The 16,641-nt window shown below is 34.2% G+C and carries 16 protein-coding genes and 1 pseudogene; 9 read left to right on the forward strand and 8 right to left on the reverse strand.

The features are described from left to right. Positions 1-29 precede the first annotated feature (29 nt). Positions 30-923, forward strand: a complete 894-nt coding sequence (locus ACNQGB_RS09785) for a 1-acyl-sn-glycerol-3-phosphate acyltransferase (protein WP_417947304.1) — start codon at positions 30-32, stop codon at positions 921-923. Position 924: 1 nt separating this feature from the next. On the opposite strand, the gene ACNQGB_RS09790 is transcribed toward ACNQGB_RS09785, so the two are convergent. The 4 genes from ACNQGB_RS09790 to recQ are packed head-to-tail and all read right to left on the reverse strand — an operon-like array spanning position 925 to position 5,696. Continuing rightward, the gene (locus tag ACNQGB_RS09790) at positions 925-1,953 is read right to left on the reverse strand and encodes a VOC family protein (RefSeq protein WP_417947305.1); all 1,029 of its coding nucleotides are present in this window, start codon (positions 1,951-1,953) and stop codon (positions 925-927) included. A 12-nt stretch (positions 1,954-1,965) separates the two neighbouring features. Beyond that, positions 1,966-2,757 carry an SDR family oxidoreductase gene (locus tag ACNQGB_RS09795; protein ID WP_417947833.1) on the reverse strand — a complete coding sequence of 264 codons (792 nt, stop codon included), beginning with the start codon at positions 2,755-2,757 and terminating at the stop codon, positions 1,966-1,968. Continuing rightward, positions 2,747-3,451, reverse strand: a complete 705-nt coding sequence (locus ACNQGB_RS09800) for a TIGR04283 family arsenosugar biosynthesis glycosyltransferase (RefSeq protein ID WP_417947832.1) — start codon at positions 3,449-3,451, stop codon at positions 2,747-2,749. Before ACNQGB_RS09800 ends, ACNQGB_RS09795 begins: the two co-directional genes overlap by 11 nt. A gap of 49 nt (positions 3,452-3,500) precedes the next feature. Continuing rightward, positions 3,501-5,696: a DNA helicase RecQ gene (gene recQ / locus ACNQGB_RS09805; protein ID WP_472777104.1), complete on the reverse strand. Its 2,196-nt coding sequence runs from the start codon at positions 5,694-5,696 to the stop codon at positions 3,501-3,503. A gap of 85 nt (positions 5,697-5,781) precedes the next feature. Here recQ and ACNQGB_RS09810 point away from each other — a divergent pair, with 85 nt between their 5' ends. From ACNQGB_RS09810 to ACNQGB_RS09835, 6 genes and pseudogenes are all read left to right on the forward strand, one after another. Beyond that, a complete protein-coding gene (locus tag ACNQGB_RS09810) occupies positions 5,782-6,747 on the forward strand; it encodes a KpsF/GutQ family sugar-phosphate isomerase (protein WP_417946578.1) in 966 nt (321 codons plus the stop codon). Further along, entirely contained in the window at positions 6,747-7,562 is an 816-nt protein-coding gene (gene tatC / locus ACNQGB_RS09815; protein WP_417946576.1) for a twin-arginine translocase subunit TatC, read from the forward strand. The genes ACNQGB_RS09810 and tatC overlap by 1 nt, the downstream gene beginning before the upstream one ends. Then, complete coding sequence (locus ACNQGB_RS09820; RefSeq protein ID WP_417946575.1) at positions 7,555-7,908, forward strand: carboxymuconolactone decarboxylase family protein; 354 nt, start codon at positions 7,555-7,557, stop codon at positions 7,906-7,908. The genes tatC and ACNQGB_RS09820 overlap by 8 nt, the downstream gene beginning before the upstream one ends. A gap of 104 nt (positions 7,909-8,012) precedes the next feature. Next, positions 8,013-8,753, forward strand: coding sequence for an LPS export ABC transporter ATP-binding protein (gene lptB, locus ACNQGB_RS09825; RefSeq protein ID WP_417946574.1), 741 nt, complete (start codon positions 8,013-8,015; stop codon positions 8,751-8,753). 95 nt (positions 8,754-8,848) lie between these two features. Further along, entirely contained in the window at positions 8,849-9,148 is a 300-nt protein-coding gene (locus ACNQGB_RS09830) for a nucleotidyltransferase family protein (protein ID WP_309755252.1), read from the forward strand. Next, positions 9,141-9,488, forward strand: a pseudogene (locus ACNQGB_RS09835) (HepT-like ribonuclease domain-containing protein). Before ACNQGB_RS09830 ends, ACNQGB_RS09835 begins: the two are co-directional and overlap by 8 nt. Positions 9,489-9,492: 4 nt before the next feature. Here the strand turns inward: ACNQGB_RS09835 and ACNQGB_RS09840 are convergent. Together ACNQGB_RS09840 and ACNQGB_RS09845 are read right to left on the reverse strand one after the other, a co-directional pair. Further along, a complete protein-coding gene (locus ACNQGB_RS09840) occupies positions 9,493-10,356 on the reverse strand; it encodes a glycoside hydrolase family 25 protein (protein ID WP_417946572.1) in 864 nt (287 codons plus the stop codon). A 10-nt stretch (positions 10,357-10,366) separates the two neighbouring features. Further along, positions 10,367-11,083: a CDP-alcohol phosphatidyltransferase family protein gene (locus ACNQGB_RS09845; RefSeq protein ID WP_417946570.1), complete on the reverse strand. Its 717-nt coding sequence runs from the start codon at positions 11,081-11,083 to the stop codon at positions 10,367-10,369. A 284-nt stretch (positions 11,084-11,367) separates the two neighbouring features. On the opposite strand from ACNQGB_RS09845, the gene ACNQGB_RS09850 reads away from it, so the two are divergent. Together ACNQGB_RS09850 and ACNQGB_RS09855 are read left to right on the forward strand one after the other, a co-directional pair. Further along, positions 11,368-12,438: a putative type IX sorting system protein PorV2 gene (locus ACNQGB_RS09850; RefSeq protein ID WP_472777105.1), complete on the forward strand. Its 1,071-nt coding sequence runs from the start codon at positions 11,368-11,370 to the stop codon at positions 12,436-12,438. Positions 12,439-12,462: 24 nt separating this feature from the next. After that, positions 12,463-13,602 (forward strand): lipoprotein N-acyltransferase Lnb domain-containing protein, encoded by a 1,140-nt coding sequence (locus ACNQGB_RS09855; protein WP_417946569.1) that lies wholly within the window; start codon positions 12,463-12,465, stop codon positions 13,600-13,602. A 97-nt stretch (positions 13,603-13,699) separates the two neighbouring features. On the opposite strand, the gene ACNQGB_RS09860 is transcribed toward ACNQGB_RS09855, so the two are convergent. Both ACNQGB_RS09860 and ACNQGB_RS09865 read right to left on the reverse strand, forming a co-directional pair. Continuing rightward, entirely contained in the window at positions 13,700-15,094 is a 1,395-nt protein-coding gene (locus ACNQGB_RS09860; protein WP_417946568.1) for an exopolysaccharide biosynthesis polyprenyl glycosylphosphotransferase, read from the reverse strand. A 201-nt stretch (positions 15,095-15,295) separates the two neighbouring features. Next, positions 15,296-16,639, reverse strand: a complete 1,344-nt coding sequence (locus tag ACNQGB_RS09865) for an O-antigen ligase family protein (RefSeq protein ID WP_417946566.1) — start codon at positions 16,637-16,639, stop codon at positions 15,296-15,298. Between the last annotated feature and the right edge of the window lie 2 nt (positions 16,640-16,641).

Here is a 16,641-nt window from a genome sequence, read left to right on the forward strand (position 1 = left end):
TCGCAATAAAAATCTATTGCCGCAAAACTGTGGCTTATTTTGATCCAAATTTTGTTTTGGATGGACCAAAAATCATAGCGTGCAATCATCCTAACTCCTTTTTTGATGCAATAAATATTGCAGTTCAGTGCCCCAAACCCATTTATTTCCTGGCTCGTGGAGATGCTTTTAAGAAACCATTAGTTGCCTTCTTTTTAAAAAACTTGCATTTAATTCCCATTTACAGACTAAGTGAAGGGAAAGAAAATTTAAGTAAAAATATAGAGACTTTCGAAATGTGTCTGACGCTGCTGAAACAGAATCAAACTATTTTAATTTTTTCTGAAGGAATTTGTGTCAACGAATGGAATCTAAGACCTTTGAAAAAAGGGACCGCTCGACTTGCTTTACTCGCTTTAAAAGAAGGTATAACAAACTTAGAAATAGTGCCTACCAACATCAATTATTCTTCATTTTCAAAAAAGCCAAAAGACAGTATTCTTAATTTTAACGCGAGTTTCAAACCTGAAACTTTAACTAAAAACCCAGAAGCTACATTCTACAATTCGTTTACCGAGTTGCTAAAAGTTGGTATTTTACAAAAAATGATTGTGAAAAACGACCTTTCAGATGTTACTTTATTTCCTAAGTCAAATACAATAGCAACCAAAATTAAGAGGATTTTGCTGGCTATTCCGGCATTAATTGGCTTTTTAGGGAATTATTGGATCTATCACATTTTTAAAAGAATGGCTTTGAAGAAAACAAAAAATACGGTGTTTTACGATTCTGTGTTATTTGGAATGTTACTGCTTTTTTACCCTATTATCATTGTACTGTTTTCTATAGTAATTACAATACTTCTCAATTTTAAAATTGGACTTTTATTTTTCATGACAATGCCCGTGAGTGCTTGGTGCTACAAACTGTACAAGAGTTTGTAAATTACTTTACTTTACTTAAAGCCAACATTTTTATCATCCATTTGGGTAATGGTTTTTCCTGATTTCGCTTTCTTAAATCTAAATACCAACCCATTTTTTTCAGGATAGGCACTCTATGTGTTTCAACGAGTTCAATTAAGGTACCATCAGGATCTTCTATGTAACAAAAGCGTCCAGACGCATTATCCATTGCAAAGGTATTATTGCTGTCAACAGTAAAATCTAATCCCCGACTTTGCACGTGTGTTTTTAAATCGTCCATGGCTATTACGTCAAAACAAAGATGAATAAAACCACAATCACCCCAATACCTATTTCTGTAAATTTTGGGTGCCTGTTGATCTAAATTTTGAATCAATTCAATCGTAACATTTCCTAATAATTTATTAAAAGCACCTTTACCAGTAGCGCTTTTATGGAGTCCAACTTTTCTGAAATTATGATTATTTTCATTGATTTTGATATCATAAAGTATGGTATCTAGCCCCAGGATAGTTTGGTAAAACTCGATCGACTTTTCTATATTTGACACTCCAATTACAGCACCAATCACACCTCCCAAATCATGTTTATCTTTTTGAAACCAATCCTCGGATGGAACTATTTTGAAGGTATTGCCTTGGGCATCTGTTACATAAAAATAGTGGATACCACTTTCACAACTATTCAATTTTGAAGTATTTAGTCCCGAAATATTGGAAAGCCTTTGATGTGATTTACAAATATCAGCCGATTTAATAATGGCAGCAAAAATTCCGATATCACCCAAATTGACCGTCTTTACTTTACTCGGAACTCGATCCAAAAACTGCCATAGCTCAAAACCGCCTCCACCTTGTAAATTCATCGTTAAGATTGCTCTTCTATTGAATTCTTGGCCGCCAGTATATTGTGTCATTAAACTGGCTTTAGCTTCATCATCAAAAATTAAAACATCCATTCCAAATAAATGTTTGTACGTATGTTTAGCCGTTTCGGCATCACATACTCCAATTCCGATTTGTTGAATTCCTGATAAAAATTGATGCATAACCTACTTAAATTATTTTTGTAAACCTTTTGAATGTGCGATTTTATAGTACAGCGAAGGAACAAACCACCACAACCATAACAAGAGTCGCTCCGCTTGACCAATAATAACCGTTTTTTTATTGGATTTTATACCACTAATTATTTTTTTGGCACAAACATCGACTTTCATGCCAACTTCATTGTTCGCATCCGTCTCGCCAAATTGCTGACCATCACCTAATAAGGCATTTTTAGATATATTGGTGTCGATCCTTCCTGGATATACGATAGAAACAGTAATATTGGTTTTATACAATTCGCATTGTAGCGTTTCTAAATACCCCTTAATGGCGTGTTTCGATGCGGAATAACCCGAACGAAGTGGGAAACCAATTAAACCAGCAATACTACTAATTACGGTAATATTGCCTTTATTGTGTTTTTTAAAATGAGGTAATATGGCTTGTGTAATTGCAACTGGAGCAAAATAATTGAGGTCCATTAATTTTTTATAAACAGCAATACCCGTTTCTGATGCTTCGGCACGCTGACTAATTCCCGCGCTTTGGATCACGCAGTCAATAGTACCTTCTAGTGTTAAAGCACGAGATACAAGATCGGGTAAACCATCAATATTCAATAAATCATATGGTAAAATATAGACTTTTGAATAGTTCAATTCGGCAGCTACATCCTTCAAAAGTGATTTATTAGAAGAGGTTAGAATAAGTGTTGCACCTTGTCGAGACAATTGAATGGCTAATTCTTTGCCAATGCCAGATGAAGCACCAGTAATCCAGACCACTTTATCTTTAAAATGCATTTTTTCGATAGCTTAAAAGTTCTTTATATTCATTGATCATATCCGATTGCGAAGCACCTTTTTTATACATATTAACTATTTTTAAATTAGCCAGCTGAACGGTTAACCAGGAGTTTTCCTCATATTTTCTTGCAGAAACTAATGTTGGTTTTGGAATAAGTTTGAAAGTAGCATTTTTCCAAAGTCGCTCCAAGTAGTCATAGTCTTCCATAATAAACATTTCCTCATTGTATGAGCCCACTTGATCCCACACTTTTTTGGTTACAAAAATGCCTTGGTCACCACCTCTAAAGAAAAGGTAATTGAATTGAGTAAAAAAAGAATTTATTCGGAGCAACAAATTAGAACTATCAAATCGTGTTCTAAAACTACCACAATCGAAATTGTTTTGAATTGCATTTTCTATCAGATCAAAAAAAGTAGGTGGTGGTAAACAATCTGCATGAACAAAAAAGTAAACTGTTCCAGTAGCATTCTGTGCACCATAATTCATTTGTCCGGCACGCCCTTTGAGTGGTGAGTGCAATGCTTTTATGCCTAAACTTTGCGCTATTGCAATGGTATTATCGGTACTACCAGCATCTGAAATAATTATTTCATACGCTTTGCCCAACAGATTATTTTGCAAATACGTGATTGTTTTTCCAATTATTGCTGCTTCATTAAATGTTGGGATAATAATGCTTAAAATCATACAGAGAATTTTAATAGTATTCTAATGCCTTTTTTAAAGTGAGAGCCTGTTAATTTGCTACTTCACTTATGAATTTGATGCGCATCAATCGCAGTTCATCAATATCATAATCTCCATCAAATTCTCTGAGTGCATTTTCTATATTATCCGATTCCGATTCCATGAAATAGTCATGAATTTCTTCCTGTTGCTCATCGTCAAGCATATCATCAATCCAATATTTAATATTCAGTTTGGTTCCTGAATACACTATTTGTTCCATTTCTTTTATCAAATCATCCATCTTCAACCCTTTAGCGGAAGCGATATCATCAAGCGATAATTTTCTGTCGATGTTTTGAATAATATATAGCTTATTGACTGAGTTGACTCCAGTTGACTTTACTACCAAATCTTCTGGGCGAATAATATCATTATCAGCGACATAACGACTTATTAATTCTAAGAACGCTGCACCATATTTTTTAGCTTTACCCTCTCCTACTCCATGGGCGTTTATTAATTCCTCTTGTGAAATAGGATATTTCAAAGCCATATCTTCAAGCGAAGGATCTTGAAATACCACAAATGGAGGTACGCCTAATTTTTTAGCTACTTTTTTACGCAAATCACGCAACATACCCATTAATACTTCATCGGCGGTACCACCAGCTTTGGCGGCAGTGACAATGGCTTCATCTTCTGACTCGTTGTATTCATGATCTTCAGACATCATAAAGGATTCCTTATTCTTGATAAAATCCAATCCCTTTTCAGTAATTTTTACAATACCATACGTCTCAATGTCTTTGGATAAAAATCCAGCTACAAGAACCTGCCTCAGTAAAGCCATCCAATATTTTTCATCAAACTCAGAACCGCAACCAAAAAACGATTGCGTATCTGTTCGATGTGCCTTTATGACCGCATTGACTCGTCCAATAAGCGTAAAAACAACTTCTTTCGATTTGTATAAATGTTTGGTATCGCGAACTACTTCTAGTAATTTCACCACTTGATCGCAAGCTTCTACTTTTGTTTTTGGGTTGCGAACATTGTCATCCATATCAGCACCATCTCCTGTCACTTCGTCAAATTCCTCTCCGAAATAATGCAACAAGAACCTCCTTCTAGACATTGATGTTTCGGCGTAAGCCACAACCTCCTGCAATAAAGCAAATCCAATCTCTTGTTCTGCTATAGGTTTGCCCGACATGAATTTTTCTAATTTTTCTACATCTTTATACGAGTAATACGCTAAACAATGCCCTTCGCCACCGTCACGACCTGCGCGACCCGTTTCCTGGTAATAACTCTCCAGTGATTTAGGGATGTCATGGTGAATGACAAAACGCACATCTGGTTTGTCAATTCCCATCCCAAAAGCAATGGTGGCAACTACAACATCCACATCTTCCATCAGGAACATATCTTGATGTCTGGCGCGAGTTTTGGCATCTAATCCAGCATGATACGGCACGGCACTAATTCCGTTTACTTGAAGCACTTCAGCGATAGCTTCTACTTTTTTGCGGCTCAAGCAATAAATAATTCCTGATTTTCCTTTATGTTGTTTGATAAAACGAATAATATCCGATTCTATATTTTTTGTTTTGGTGCGTACTTCGTAATATAAATTTGGTCTGTTAAAGGATGCTTTAAAAGTAGTCGCATCAGACATGTCTAAGTTTTTGAGAATATCTTCTTGTACTTTGGGTGTAGCTGTAGCGGTAAGACCAATAATAGGAACATCACCTAATTGCTTAATGATATGCTTTAGATTTCGATATTCCGGTCTAAAATCATGGCCCCATTCAGAAATACAATGCGCTTCGTCTATAGCTACAAAAGAAATAGTTACATTTTTTAGAAAGTTAATATTCTCCTCCTTTGTCAAGGATTCAGGAGCCACATAAAGCAACTTTGTCAATCCAGAAGTAATGTCTTTTTTTACTTGTGTAATTTCAGTTTTGTTAAGAGATGAATTTAATACATGAGCCACCCCGTTTTCTGAGGATAAACTTCGAATGGCATCCACTTGATTTTTCATTAAAGCAATTAGAGGCGAAACTACTATAGCAGTACCTTCTTGAATCAAAGCAGGCAATTGATAACACAGTGATTTTCCTCCTCCTGTAGGCATGATCACAAAGGTATTCTCTTGGTTTAAGATACATTTTATGACTTGTTCCTGCAGCCCCTTAAATTGGCTAAAGCCAAAATATTTCTTTAATTCTTTATGTATGTCAATTTCGTTTGAATTCATTCTTTATTATGTGGTATTTTGTTTAAATTTGCGATACCTAAAGGTACAAATTTCTTTTACACACACAAATTTTAATTATTCTGTTTTGATATCTAAAGAAAATATATTGGCTAGCGCCAAAAAAACTATTTTATCGGAAAGCGAATCTATTGCCAAACTAACTGATTTTCTTGATGAAAACTTTATTAAAGCAACACAAAATATCTACAATTCTAAAGGACGATTAATTGTAACAGGAATAGGAAAAAGTGCTATTATTGCTCAAAAAATGGTCGCAACATTTAACTCCACTGGAACTCCATCACTATTTCTTCATGCCTCAGAGGCAATACACGGGGATTTAGGGATGATTCAAAATGGCGATAGTATCATTTGTATCTCTAAAAGCGGGAACAGTCCAGAAATTAAAGTTCTGGTACCACTTTTAAAACGATTTGGAAATACAGTAATAGCCATAACAGGAAACACAGGTTCTTTTCTGGCAAAAGGTGCCGATTTTGTTTTGAACACCACAGTAGATTCTGAAGCTTGTCCTAATAATTTAGCGCCAACAAACAGCACAACTGCGCAATTAGTTATGGGCGATGCACTTGCCGTTTGCTTAATGGAAATGCGTGATTTTAAGCCGGAAGATTTTGCTGTTTACCATCCTGGTGGCGCATTAGGCAAAAAATTATTGTTGCGCGTAAAAGATTTATTAGAACATACTCTAAAACCTATGGTTTCACCTGATGCGTCAATTAAAAAGGTTATTTTCGAAATATCTGAAAAACGCTTGGGTGTTACAGCAGTGGTCGATGCAGAAAGAGTAGTAGGAATTATCACAGATGGAGACATAAGACGCATGTTGAACGACAGAGATTCATTTAGCGATTTGACTGCAAAAGACATTATGACCAAAAATCCAAAATTAATTCCATCTACCGCTATGGTCGTAGATGCATTGAATATCTTGGAAGATTTTTCAATCACACAATTAGTTGTGGTCGATGAAGGTGTGTACCAAGGAGTGTTACATTTACATGATATTTTAAAAGAAGGAATACTATAATGGCAAAAAAAAACTTAAATGAAATGTCGTTTTTAGATCATCTTGAAGAATTAAGATGGTTGTTGGTTCGAAGTACTATTGCAATTTTAATCCTTGCAACCGTTACTTTTTTTGTGAGTGATTACATCTTTGACGTGATCATTTTTGGTCCAACTAATGCTAATTTCGTTACCTATCGGTTTTTTTGCGACCTGTCTAATCAATTGGGTTTCGCAGAGAGTATTTGTGTGACAGACATGCCTTTCATCATCCAAAACACCAATATGGAGGGCCAAATTAACGTGTTGATTTGGACTTGTATTACTGCCGGATTTATTCTAGGTTTTCCATTCATCCTATGGGAAGTATGGAAATTCATCAGTCCTGCCTTGTATGAAAAAGAGAAAAAACACGCAAGACTTTTTATCATCTCATCATCATTACTGTTCTTTTTGGGCGTACTTTTTGGTTATTATGTCATTGTACCCATGTCTGTTAACTTTTTTGCTACGTTCACCGTTAGTACGGTTGTTAAAAATCAGTTTAGTATCGACTCGTACATCGGAATGGTAAAAACAAGTGTAATCGCTTGCGGATTATTTTTTGAATTACCCATAATTATCTATTTCCTAACTAAACTAGGATTAGTAACGCCGGAATTCTTACGAAAATACTGGAAATATGCAGTTATTATAATTTTAATTGTAGCAGCAATTGTAACTCCTCCAGACGTTGTGAGTCAAATTATTGTAACCATTCCGATGTTGTTAATATACGAAGCTAGCATCTTCATTTCAAAAATAGTAGTAAAAAATCAAAAAAAAGTAAATGGCTGATATCATAGAAGAATTCAACGAGTACCGTTCTAAAATGAACGAAAAATTATTGGCAGACAATAATAAAATTGTAAAACGCATTTTTAATCTAGACACCAATGCCTATGCTGCGGGAGCACTAGATGTAAAAACAAAAGAACTTTTGGGATTAGTAGCTTCGGCAGTTTTAAGATGCGATGACTGCGTAAAATACCATTTGGAAACCAGCCACAAGGAAGGGGTTACCAAAGAAGAAATGATGGAAGCTATGGGAATTGCAACTCTTGTGGGAGGAACAATCGTAGTGCCACATTTACGAAGAGCATATGAATTTTGGGAAGCATTAGAAGAAGCAACTACCAAATAAATTGTTAAGAAGTTAAATCGTTTAATTGTTTATTCGTTTATTTATACGATTAAAAAATTAAACGAATAAATAGTTAACCCGTTTAAACGATCAAACTAAAAAAAATGAAATTAAGAGCCGAAAATTTAATCAAAACTTACAAAGGAAGAAGTGTAGTAAAAGGCATTTCGGTAGAAGTGAATCAAGGCGAAATCGTGGGACTTCTTGGTCCTAACGGTGCCGGAAAAACAACTTCATTTTATATGATTGTAGGATTGGTTAAACCAAATTCAGGGAATATATTTCTGGACGATTTGAACATCACTGATTACCCAATGTACAAGAGAGCACAACAGGGAATTGGTTATTTAGCGCAGGAAGCTTCTGTTTTTAGAAAATTAAGCATCGAAGACAACATATTAAGCGTACTGCAATTGACCAAACTTTCCAAAGCAGAACAAGTTGCAAAAATGGAAAGTCTAATTGAAGAATTCAGTTTAGAACACATTCGCACCAACCGTGGGGATTTACTATCTGGAGGCGAACGCCGTCGTACCGAAATTGCACGTTGTTTGGCTACTGATCCAAAATTCATATTATTGGATGAACCTTTTGCGGGTGTCGATCCTGTAGCTGTTGAAGATATTCAAAGAATTGTAGCCCAATTGAAAAATAAAAATATCGGAATTCTTATTACGGATCACAATGTTCAGGAAACCTTGGCTATTACTGACAAAACCTACTTGATGTTTGAAGGCGGAATTCTTAAAGCTGGTATTCCCGAAGAATTAGTAGAAGATGAAATGGTACGCCGCGTGTATTTAGGGCAAAATTTTGAATTGAGAAAAAAGAAATTGGAATTTTAGGAAAGCTCGAAATAATTTTTTTGTACTTGCTATATCCTAATTAGAAAATAATCATTTCAAAAAACACACATCTAAAAAAACTATACCTTTGAAAGATGAATATAATTAACCAAAATAAAGAAACAATTAAAAATTTATGTGAAACACATAATGTAGAAAAGTTATATCTTTTTGGTTCTGCAACGAATTCTTCTTTTAATGAAAAAAGTGACATTGATTTTTTAGTAAAATTTAAATCTTTTGATTTAAAACTATACTTCATAAACTACATCGACCTTAAAAACAAACTTAAAAGTTTACTACACAGAGAAATTGATTTAGTGGAAGAACAAACTTTAAAAAACCCTTACTTAATCAGTTCAATTGAAGAAAATAAAGAATTGATTTATGGATAAAAAAATCCTAAAATGGCTCTATGATGTCAAAGTATCTATTGATGAGATAAATAGTTATTTTAATGATGAAAAGATGGATTTTTTTGAATATAGAAAAAACTTGATGAGAAAAAGAGCCGTAGAACGGAATCTTGAAATCATTGGAGAAGCCATAAATAGAATATTAAAGACCGACAGTTCTTACACTTCAAAAATTACTGATGCAACCGCAATCGTTGGATTGAGAAACTAGGTTATTCATGCTTATGATAACATATCTGATGAAACTATTTGGGCTATACTCACTAATCACTTGCCAAAATTAAAAATCGAAGTAGATAAATTATTGAAAGGCAACTAAAAAACTACTCCACAGTAATAAACCGCAACTGTTGCAAATCTCCATTGTAAATATTGACATCGACATTCCCTTTAATTCCAGGAATGGAAGCCTTTTCGGTAAATTGCCAAAACAACCAATCTTCGGCTATTTCTTCTCTGTAAAAATTATAATTGGCTATCCAAAAAAGATAATCGCTGAACTCTTCTTTCAAAAAATCATCGTAATACCGTTCACCAGTATAAATGATAGGTTTTACACCATAATGCGCTTCTACAGCATTTAACCATCTTTTCAATCCTAATTTAAGATTTTCAATCGACTGGTTTTTAGGCAATTTTTCAATATCTAAAACGGGAGGCAAATCACCTTTTTGGAGTTGTACTGTTTTAATAAAAAGTGCCGCTTGTTCGAGTGAATTTTCATTGGGACGATAGTAATGATAGGCACCTCGAATCATTTTGTTTTCTTTGGCGCCAAGCCAATTTCTATTAAACTGAAGATCTTTCCTGTCTTTTCCAACAGTAGCCCGAATAAACACAAAATGCAATGGGTATTTTTTTTCTAAAGTGTCAACATAACTCCAACGAATCCTTCCTTGGTATTCGGATACATCCAAGCCGATACTTTTTCCCTCATGTTTTTCCAAAACCTGATAGTTTCGAACATCAGAAATACGTTTAGCCTCGCTTTCTTCCCGCAGTACTTTATCTGATTTAAAACTAAAATAGTACGCTAAACCACCCCTGTAATGATAAACTGTGACAGCAAAAAGCATTAAAAAAACGGCAACAATACAGTAACGTAAAAGCTTTCCGGATAAAACAGTTCCTTTCTTTTTAGGTTTACGAACTACCGTAGTTTTTCTTATGATCGTTTTTCTTTTCATCCAAAAAAAACTACTTTTTAAGCACTTTATTATTCACTACAGACAACACGACATAAAAAATAATCACTAACGGAATTCCTAAATAGCGCAAGAATATCAATAGTAAGAGGGATAAAGTTAAAAAGACAATTTGAAGTGCATTTTCTTTAAAACTAAATTTCTTGATCTTCAAAGAAAATAACGGAATTTCAGCATTCAACATATAAACACTCAAAACAGATATCACTAATAAAAACCAAGGATTTGTCAATAGTTCGATGAGAATTAGAGAATCAGTATACTTCAACACCAAAGGCAAACTTAAAATAAACAAGGTATTTGCTGGCGTTGGCAAACCTATAAAAGAGTCGGTTTGACGGGTATCGATATTAAAATTCGCTAAGCGGTAACAAGAACCCAATGTAATTAAAAAACCCAAATAAGGAAACCATTGCATATGGGCGACCACTGCAGTAGACGAATGATCAATCATCATTTGAAACATTACTAAGCCTGGCACCACACCACTGGTAACCATATCTGCCAAAGAATCCAACTGTAAACCAAGCGGACTCGAAACGTGGAACAACCGTGCAAAAAAGCCATCAAAAAAATCTAAGAAAATACCCAAGCAAACAAAATAAAATGCAATTTCAAAATCTTGGTTAAATGCAAAAATAAGAGCAATGCAACCGCAGAAAAGGTTGAGTAAAGTAATCGTGTTGGGTATGTGTTTTTTGATTGTCATATGTATACTATTTGGTAAACCACAGTTGGCAAATTTAGTATAATATGTGGATCGAAAATACGTTTTGTAAGGAAGATTTGAAAGAAACTCTCCGGGCATTATTATTAACAGCACCAGAATTTAGAAACTTCTGAATTTCTAAAGAGACAAAAGATGTACTAACAATATTCTATTGCAGCTCATTCATTCTTAAATTTATTTGTTGAAAAGGAGAAATAAGCTCGCTAAAAAATTATATTTTTGATAAAAATTAAACAGTCCTATCGATTGTAAAAAAGACCCCATTGAAAACAAGCTTCCTAATAGCCGCGGTATTGGTCAGTACACTTCATTATAGCCAAACCGTACGTAAATACTCGAATGAGTTTATGAATATCGGCGTGGATGCCAAAGCATTAGGCATGTCTAACACGATGGTGGCTGCGACTAGCGACGTGAATTCTGGGTATTGGAATCCATCGGGATTAATCAATCTTGAGGACCAACAAGTGGCCGCCATGCATGCTAATTATTTTGCCAATATAGCCCAATACGATTATTTGGCTTATGCTAGCCCTATTGATGATAGAAGTGCTTGGGGAATTTCCTTAATTCGTTTTGGTGTTGACGATATTTTAAATACAACAGAATTAATCGACAGTCAAGGCAATATTGATTACAATCGCATCAGTCTTTTTTCAACGGCTGACTATGGCTTTACTTTTTCGTACGCACGCAAACTGCCTGTTCCTGGATTTCAATATGGTGTAAACGCGAAAGTGATCCGAAGAATTATAGGTAAATTTGCCAACTCCTGGGGTTTTGGTTTTGATGTAGGAGTACAATTCGAAAAAAATAATTGGCAATTTGGATTAATGCTCCGCGATATAACGACAACCTATAACGTTTGGAATATAGACGAAGACGAATATAAGAAAATCGCAAATGCCATACCTGGAGAGAATCAAGAATTACCAGAGAGTACTGAAATTACAGCCCCAAAAGCACAATTGGGAATCGCTAAAAAATTCATTATTCGATACGACTATAGCATTCTGGCTGCTGCCAATATGAACATGCGGTTTGCTAAAACCAACGACCTTATCGCTACTAATTTTGTAAGTGTAGATCCAGCTTTAGGATTAGAATTTGGCTATACTGATTTGGTTTTCGTTCGTGCTGGTGTAGGTAATTTTCAAAATGTACAACAACTTGACAATTCTGAAAAAGTAGGTTTTCAACCTAATATTGGACTGGGATTCAAATACAAAGGCATTCAAATTGATTATGCACTTACTGATCTAGGCAATCAAAGTACAGCGTTGTATTCTAATATATTTTCTATTAAGGTGGACTTAGGCATGTTCCGAAATTAATTTAAAATTCAAACATTTAAAAAAATGAACCTACCTTCTTTCAAAAAAACAGTACTACTTTTTCTTTTGATTTTTACAGCTAGTTATAGTTTTGGACAAACCATTTCCTTATCAAATGCCGCAAAAGTCAGCATTATTACTTGTGGAACAGGAAATGAATCCTACTCTCTTTTTGGACATACAGCTATTCGCGTAAGTGATGCGGTTCTAGGTGTTGATGTGGTATACAATTATGGTGCTTTTGATTTTAGTACTCCAAATTTTGTTATGAAATTCGTGAAAGGTGATTTGCAATATTTTGCAGTTGCACATTCCTATCTGGAATTTATTAATCAATATGGATACGAACAACGATCGGTTTATGAGCAGGAACTTAATATTTCACTCGCCATGAAACAAAAATTATTTGATAACCTGAATACCTCGTTAGCATCGGGCGATAGTCATTACACCTATAAATTTATAGACAAAAACTGCACTTCGATGGTTGTTGATATTATCAATAAAACACTAAACACATCCGCTATTGTCAAAAATTCAGATACTGATCGTACCTACAGAACCATTTTATTTCCCTATTTTGATGGTCATTTTTATGAAAAACTAGGAACCAGCATTATTTTTGGCACAAAAGTAGATGAAATGGGAACCAAAATTTTCCTACCCTTTGAACTGCTTAAAAACTTACAAAAAGTTTCTTATGAAGGTCATTTACTAGCCTCAGAAAATAAAACTTTGATTGAATTCAAAAAAGAAACACCGATTTCGTGGTGGAATAATCACTACACCTATATTCTCTTCCTTGCGTTTATTGTGTTATTAAACAAGAAACCCATCAATCTATTTTACCTCAGCGTAATGGGATCATTAGGAATCTTTTTTACGTGGATTGGTCTGTATTCGTCACATTTAGAACTAGGATACAATTACAATATATTGCTTTTTAATCCTACATTATTAGGGTTGCTTTATTTTTATTGGACCAAAAACAAAAAAGGTATTTACAATCTGGCGGTGGTAAATGTGTTCTTTTTAATTATTTACATTTTTGTACTGATCAACAAATCACATTTTCTGATAGTATTACCTTTAGTAGTATGCAACGGATTTATTTTAGTGAGAATAGCAATTCAAAATAAAAAACGCATTCCAATTATCATTTAAAATTGCACTAAAATCTTATGCAATTGAGTAACACCTATTTTTATTACAAAAAGCAAAGGCACTATCAGAATTTGAAATAATAATTTAAGAATTTGAATTACTGTCCTCTGTAAAATAAAACAGTAGTAATTGTTTTGAAAGCAATGCTTAAATCCAGAAAAATACTTCGGTGTTTTATATAATACAAGTCGTATTGTAATTTTATCAAACTCTCATCTATAGTGGCACCATACGAATAATTCACTTGCGCCCATCCTGTGAGACCTGGTTTTATAATATGCCGTGTTTCATAAAAAGGCATAATTTTAGCAATTTCTTTAACAAAAAAAGGACGCTCAGGTCGGGGACCAATCACTGCCATATCGCCTTTTAAAATATTTATGAATTGAGGAAATTCATCAATTCGAGTTTTTCTTAAAAATTTTCCAAATACCGTCACTCGCTCATCATTTGTAGTTGTAAAAACAGCACCATTCGTTTCGGCATTGCTAACCATAGTCCTAAATTTCAAAATTTCAAAAACAACGCCATCTTTACCCACACGCTCTTGGGTATAAAACAACTTCCCGCGATTTCCTATTGTATTTCCCATAACTACAAATGGAGTTACTATAATGCCAATGCTTGCACCTAGCAATGAAAGTAAAACTTCAAAAATCCGAACACTCATGAGGTAGAGTTTGTTTTGGTTGCTTCGGCTAAAAGGAAAGAAACAATAAAAATCCCGAGACATATGCTGTACCGGAATGCGTTGTGTTTTACTTTCATATACCTGAGTATATTCTCTAATGATGATGCTTGATTCTAATAAACGAAGTAATTGCTGATATAAATCAGGAGTCATTCCTTCCGTTTTTTGGGATGCAATCACCACTTCGGATATGTTGTTTTGTTTCACAAAAGAAAATAAAGAATCTCTTTTTATATTTTTACAATAGGGATAATCTGTTGTGGCATCTTCAGCCGTATCGGAATTAACGAATGCTATTATTTTATAATTTGGGTCAATATTCTCTAATCCTGCAATCAATTCTTGAACCTGCTCGGTATCACAAATTAAAACTGCATTTTGAAAAAAACGATTAGTAGCTAAAAACGAAACATAAAACATGCGCCACATCAATAGAGCAAAAAAAACAACCAGATAAAATAAAACAATCTGAATTCTTTTCGAAGGAAGTTCGGGAGAATAAATCGGTGTTAATAAGTACACGAAAACAGTTGTCGATGCGGTAAGGATTAAACTCCTGAATACTTGAAAGTGATTGCTGGCAACTTGAAGATTATACATTTCGAAAATAGTACCAAAAAAATTAAGGTAGACACCAAGAAATAACATCCAATACCAAGTATTTGTAACTCGAACTAAATAATCTACATCAAAATAATTTCCAATTAAAATTAAAAAAACAAAAACAAAAAACACATCGAAAACTCGAAGGATCATCTTTCGCTCTGATATTTCAAAATGTATTTTGTGATCTAAAAACATAGTTTATATAGCTTTACAATTGCAATTTAACGCTTTTGATTTTAAATAAATTTAAGAAATGTTACTGTTTTTAACAATTTTTTAAATAATTGGCAATTTTGTTTATTATCTGTCAATTTTGAAGTCCAAACTTGAAAAGTAGTTTTACAAAAGAAGCATTAAAAAGTTAAAGATTTATGATAAAATTTGTGTGTACCACTATCAATCGTCTCCCTTTTTGCGAGGAAATCCCAACTGGATATTTAATAGTGATAAGGAATAAACAAAAGCAGGCGCTGCGGTTCGCATGGCGGCATGATTAATAGTCAAAAACCAAAAAGCAACAAAACACAACAAAAACATATTAAACTTGTTCTCTAAGTACAATACTAAAGGGGTGAAAAATAAAATCAATAATCCTAAGATTCCAAGCGTTCCGTGTTCGGCCAGCATGCGCGTAATTTCATCATGAGACAAGACTTTAACTCCTGTTTCGTCCTCTCTAATTTCGGCTCCTTTGCCCACTCCTACCCCAAAAATTGGGTTTTTCAAGAAGCTGACAATCTCGTTTTGAGCAACATCTTCCCTTCCTGTAAATTGACTCTCTTTAGCCCTTCCTACGGCATCTTGATTGGCGTATCGTTTGTCAATAAGTCCGCCCGTTTGATAAGACGTATAGGTCCAAGTAGCTATTATCCCGATTATCATAAAAACAATAATGTAGTTGAGTTTGACCCTGCCACTAAAATTAGATTTAAAATATAAAAAAGCCAACAACAAAATAATCATCAAAAAACCCGTAATCATACCTCCTCTAGAAAACGTAACCATCCCCCGATACGTGATATTTAAAACTAGTATAAGGTTAAGAATGGTTTGGAATTTTGTTTTTGAATCTAAGATGATTCTAGAAAAAAAAATAAACATTCCCAATCCTAAAATAGTAGCCACTTGGTTGGGCCCGTAACCACCTGAAGTCTCAAAATTAGACTGCGTACTGGTGATCACATCGCGAATATTAGGAGTGTACAACGTTAAATAAACCATACAAGAAACAATGGGCAATCCCATACTTAACAAAACCGTATTAATCTCTTCTAATGTCATCTTACGTCTAAAAGTGTACAAAGATGCTAAACCCAAACAAACTGGACCTGAAATATTAAATGCGATCGCCTTTCTAATATTCGTATCAAAATTTAAAGTAAAAGTTGAAATAATTACACTTGGAATTAATAACAGAAGAAAAATCCAATAGGGGGCAGCCCCTTTCGCAAAACCATTATAATACATTCCTATAAAAATATAAACAATAACCCCATACTTAGAAATCTCATACAAAGGATTGCCATCGGTCATTCTCAAAAAAACTTCACTCCCTACAACATAAGCCGCTGCAATTAGTGCTTCATTATTTCTATTTTGTTTTTTAATAATGTAGTATGCCCCAAAAATAAAAATGCCATATCCAAATATTTTTGAAGTCAAGGGTACATAGAAAGCCAATGCTCCAATAAGGACATGGAACAAAATTAAATAGAGATAGGATTGGTCTTCTTTTTTCATTT

Source organism: Flavobacterium frigidum, from assembly GCF_048286795.2.

Bases quoted from the DNA above. Each gene is read 5' to 3' on its own strand.
- ACNQGB_RS09790 (WP_417947305.1), bottom strand. From the start codon at position 1,953: ATGCATCAATTTTTATCAGGAATTCAACAAATCGGAATTGGAGTATGT.
- ACNQGB_RS09795 (WP_417947833.1), bottom strand. From the start codon at position 2,757: ATGCATTTTAAAGATAAAGTGGTCTGGATTACTGGTGCTTCATCTGGC.
- ACNQGB_RS09800 (WP_417947832.1), bottom strand. From the start codon at position 3,451: ATGATTTTAAGCATTATTATCCCAACATTTAATGAAGCAGCAATAATT.
- recQ (WP_472777104.1), bottom strand. From the start codon at position 5,696: ATGAATTCAAACGAAATTGACATACATAAAGAATTAAAGAAATATTTT.
- tatC (WP_417946576.1), top strand. From the start codon at position 6,747: ATGGCAAAAAAAAACTTAAATGAAATGTCGTTTTTAGATCATCTTGAA.
- ACNQGB_RS09820 (WP_417946575.1), top strand. From the start codon at position 7,555: ATGGCTGATATCATAGAAGAATTCAACGAGTACCGTTCTAAAATGAAC.
- lptB (WP_417946574.1), top strand. From the start codon at position 8,013: ATGAAATTAAGAGCCGAAAATTTAATCAAAACTTACAAAGGAAGAAGT.
- ACNQGB_RS09830 (WP_309755252.1), top strand. From the start codon at position 8,849: ATGAATATAATTAACCAAAATAAAGAAACAATTAAAAATTTATGTGAA.
- ACNQGB_RS09840 (WP_417946572.1), bottom strand. From the start codon at position 10,356: ATGAAAAGAAAAACGATCATAAGAAAAACTACGGTAGTTCGTAAACCT.
- ACNQGB_RS09845 (WP_417946570.1), bottom strand. From the start codon at position 11,083: ATGACAATCAAAAAACACATACCCAACACGATTACTTTACTCAACCTT.
- ACNQGB_RS09855 (WP_417946569.1), top strand. From the start codon at position 12,463: ATGAACCTACCTTCTTTCAAAAAAACAGTACTACTTTTTCTTTTGATT.
- ACNQGB_RS09860 (WP_417946568.1), bottom strand. From the start codon at position 15,094: ATGTTTTTAGATCACAAAATACATTTTGAAATATCAGAGCGAAAGATG.
- ACNQGB_RS09865 (WP_417946566.1), bottom strand. From the start codon at position 16,639: ATGAAAAAAGAAGACCAATCCTATCTCTATTTAATTTTGTTCCATGTC.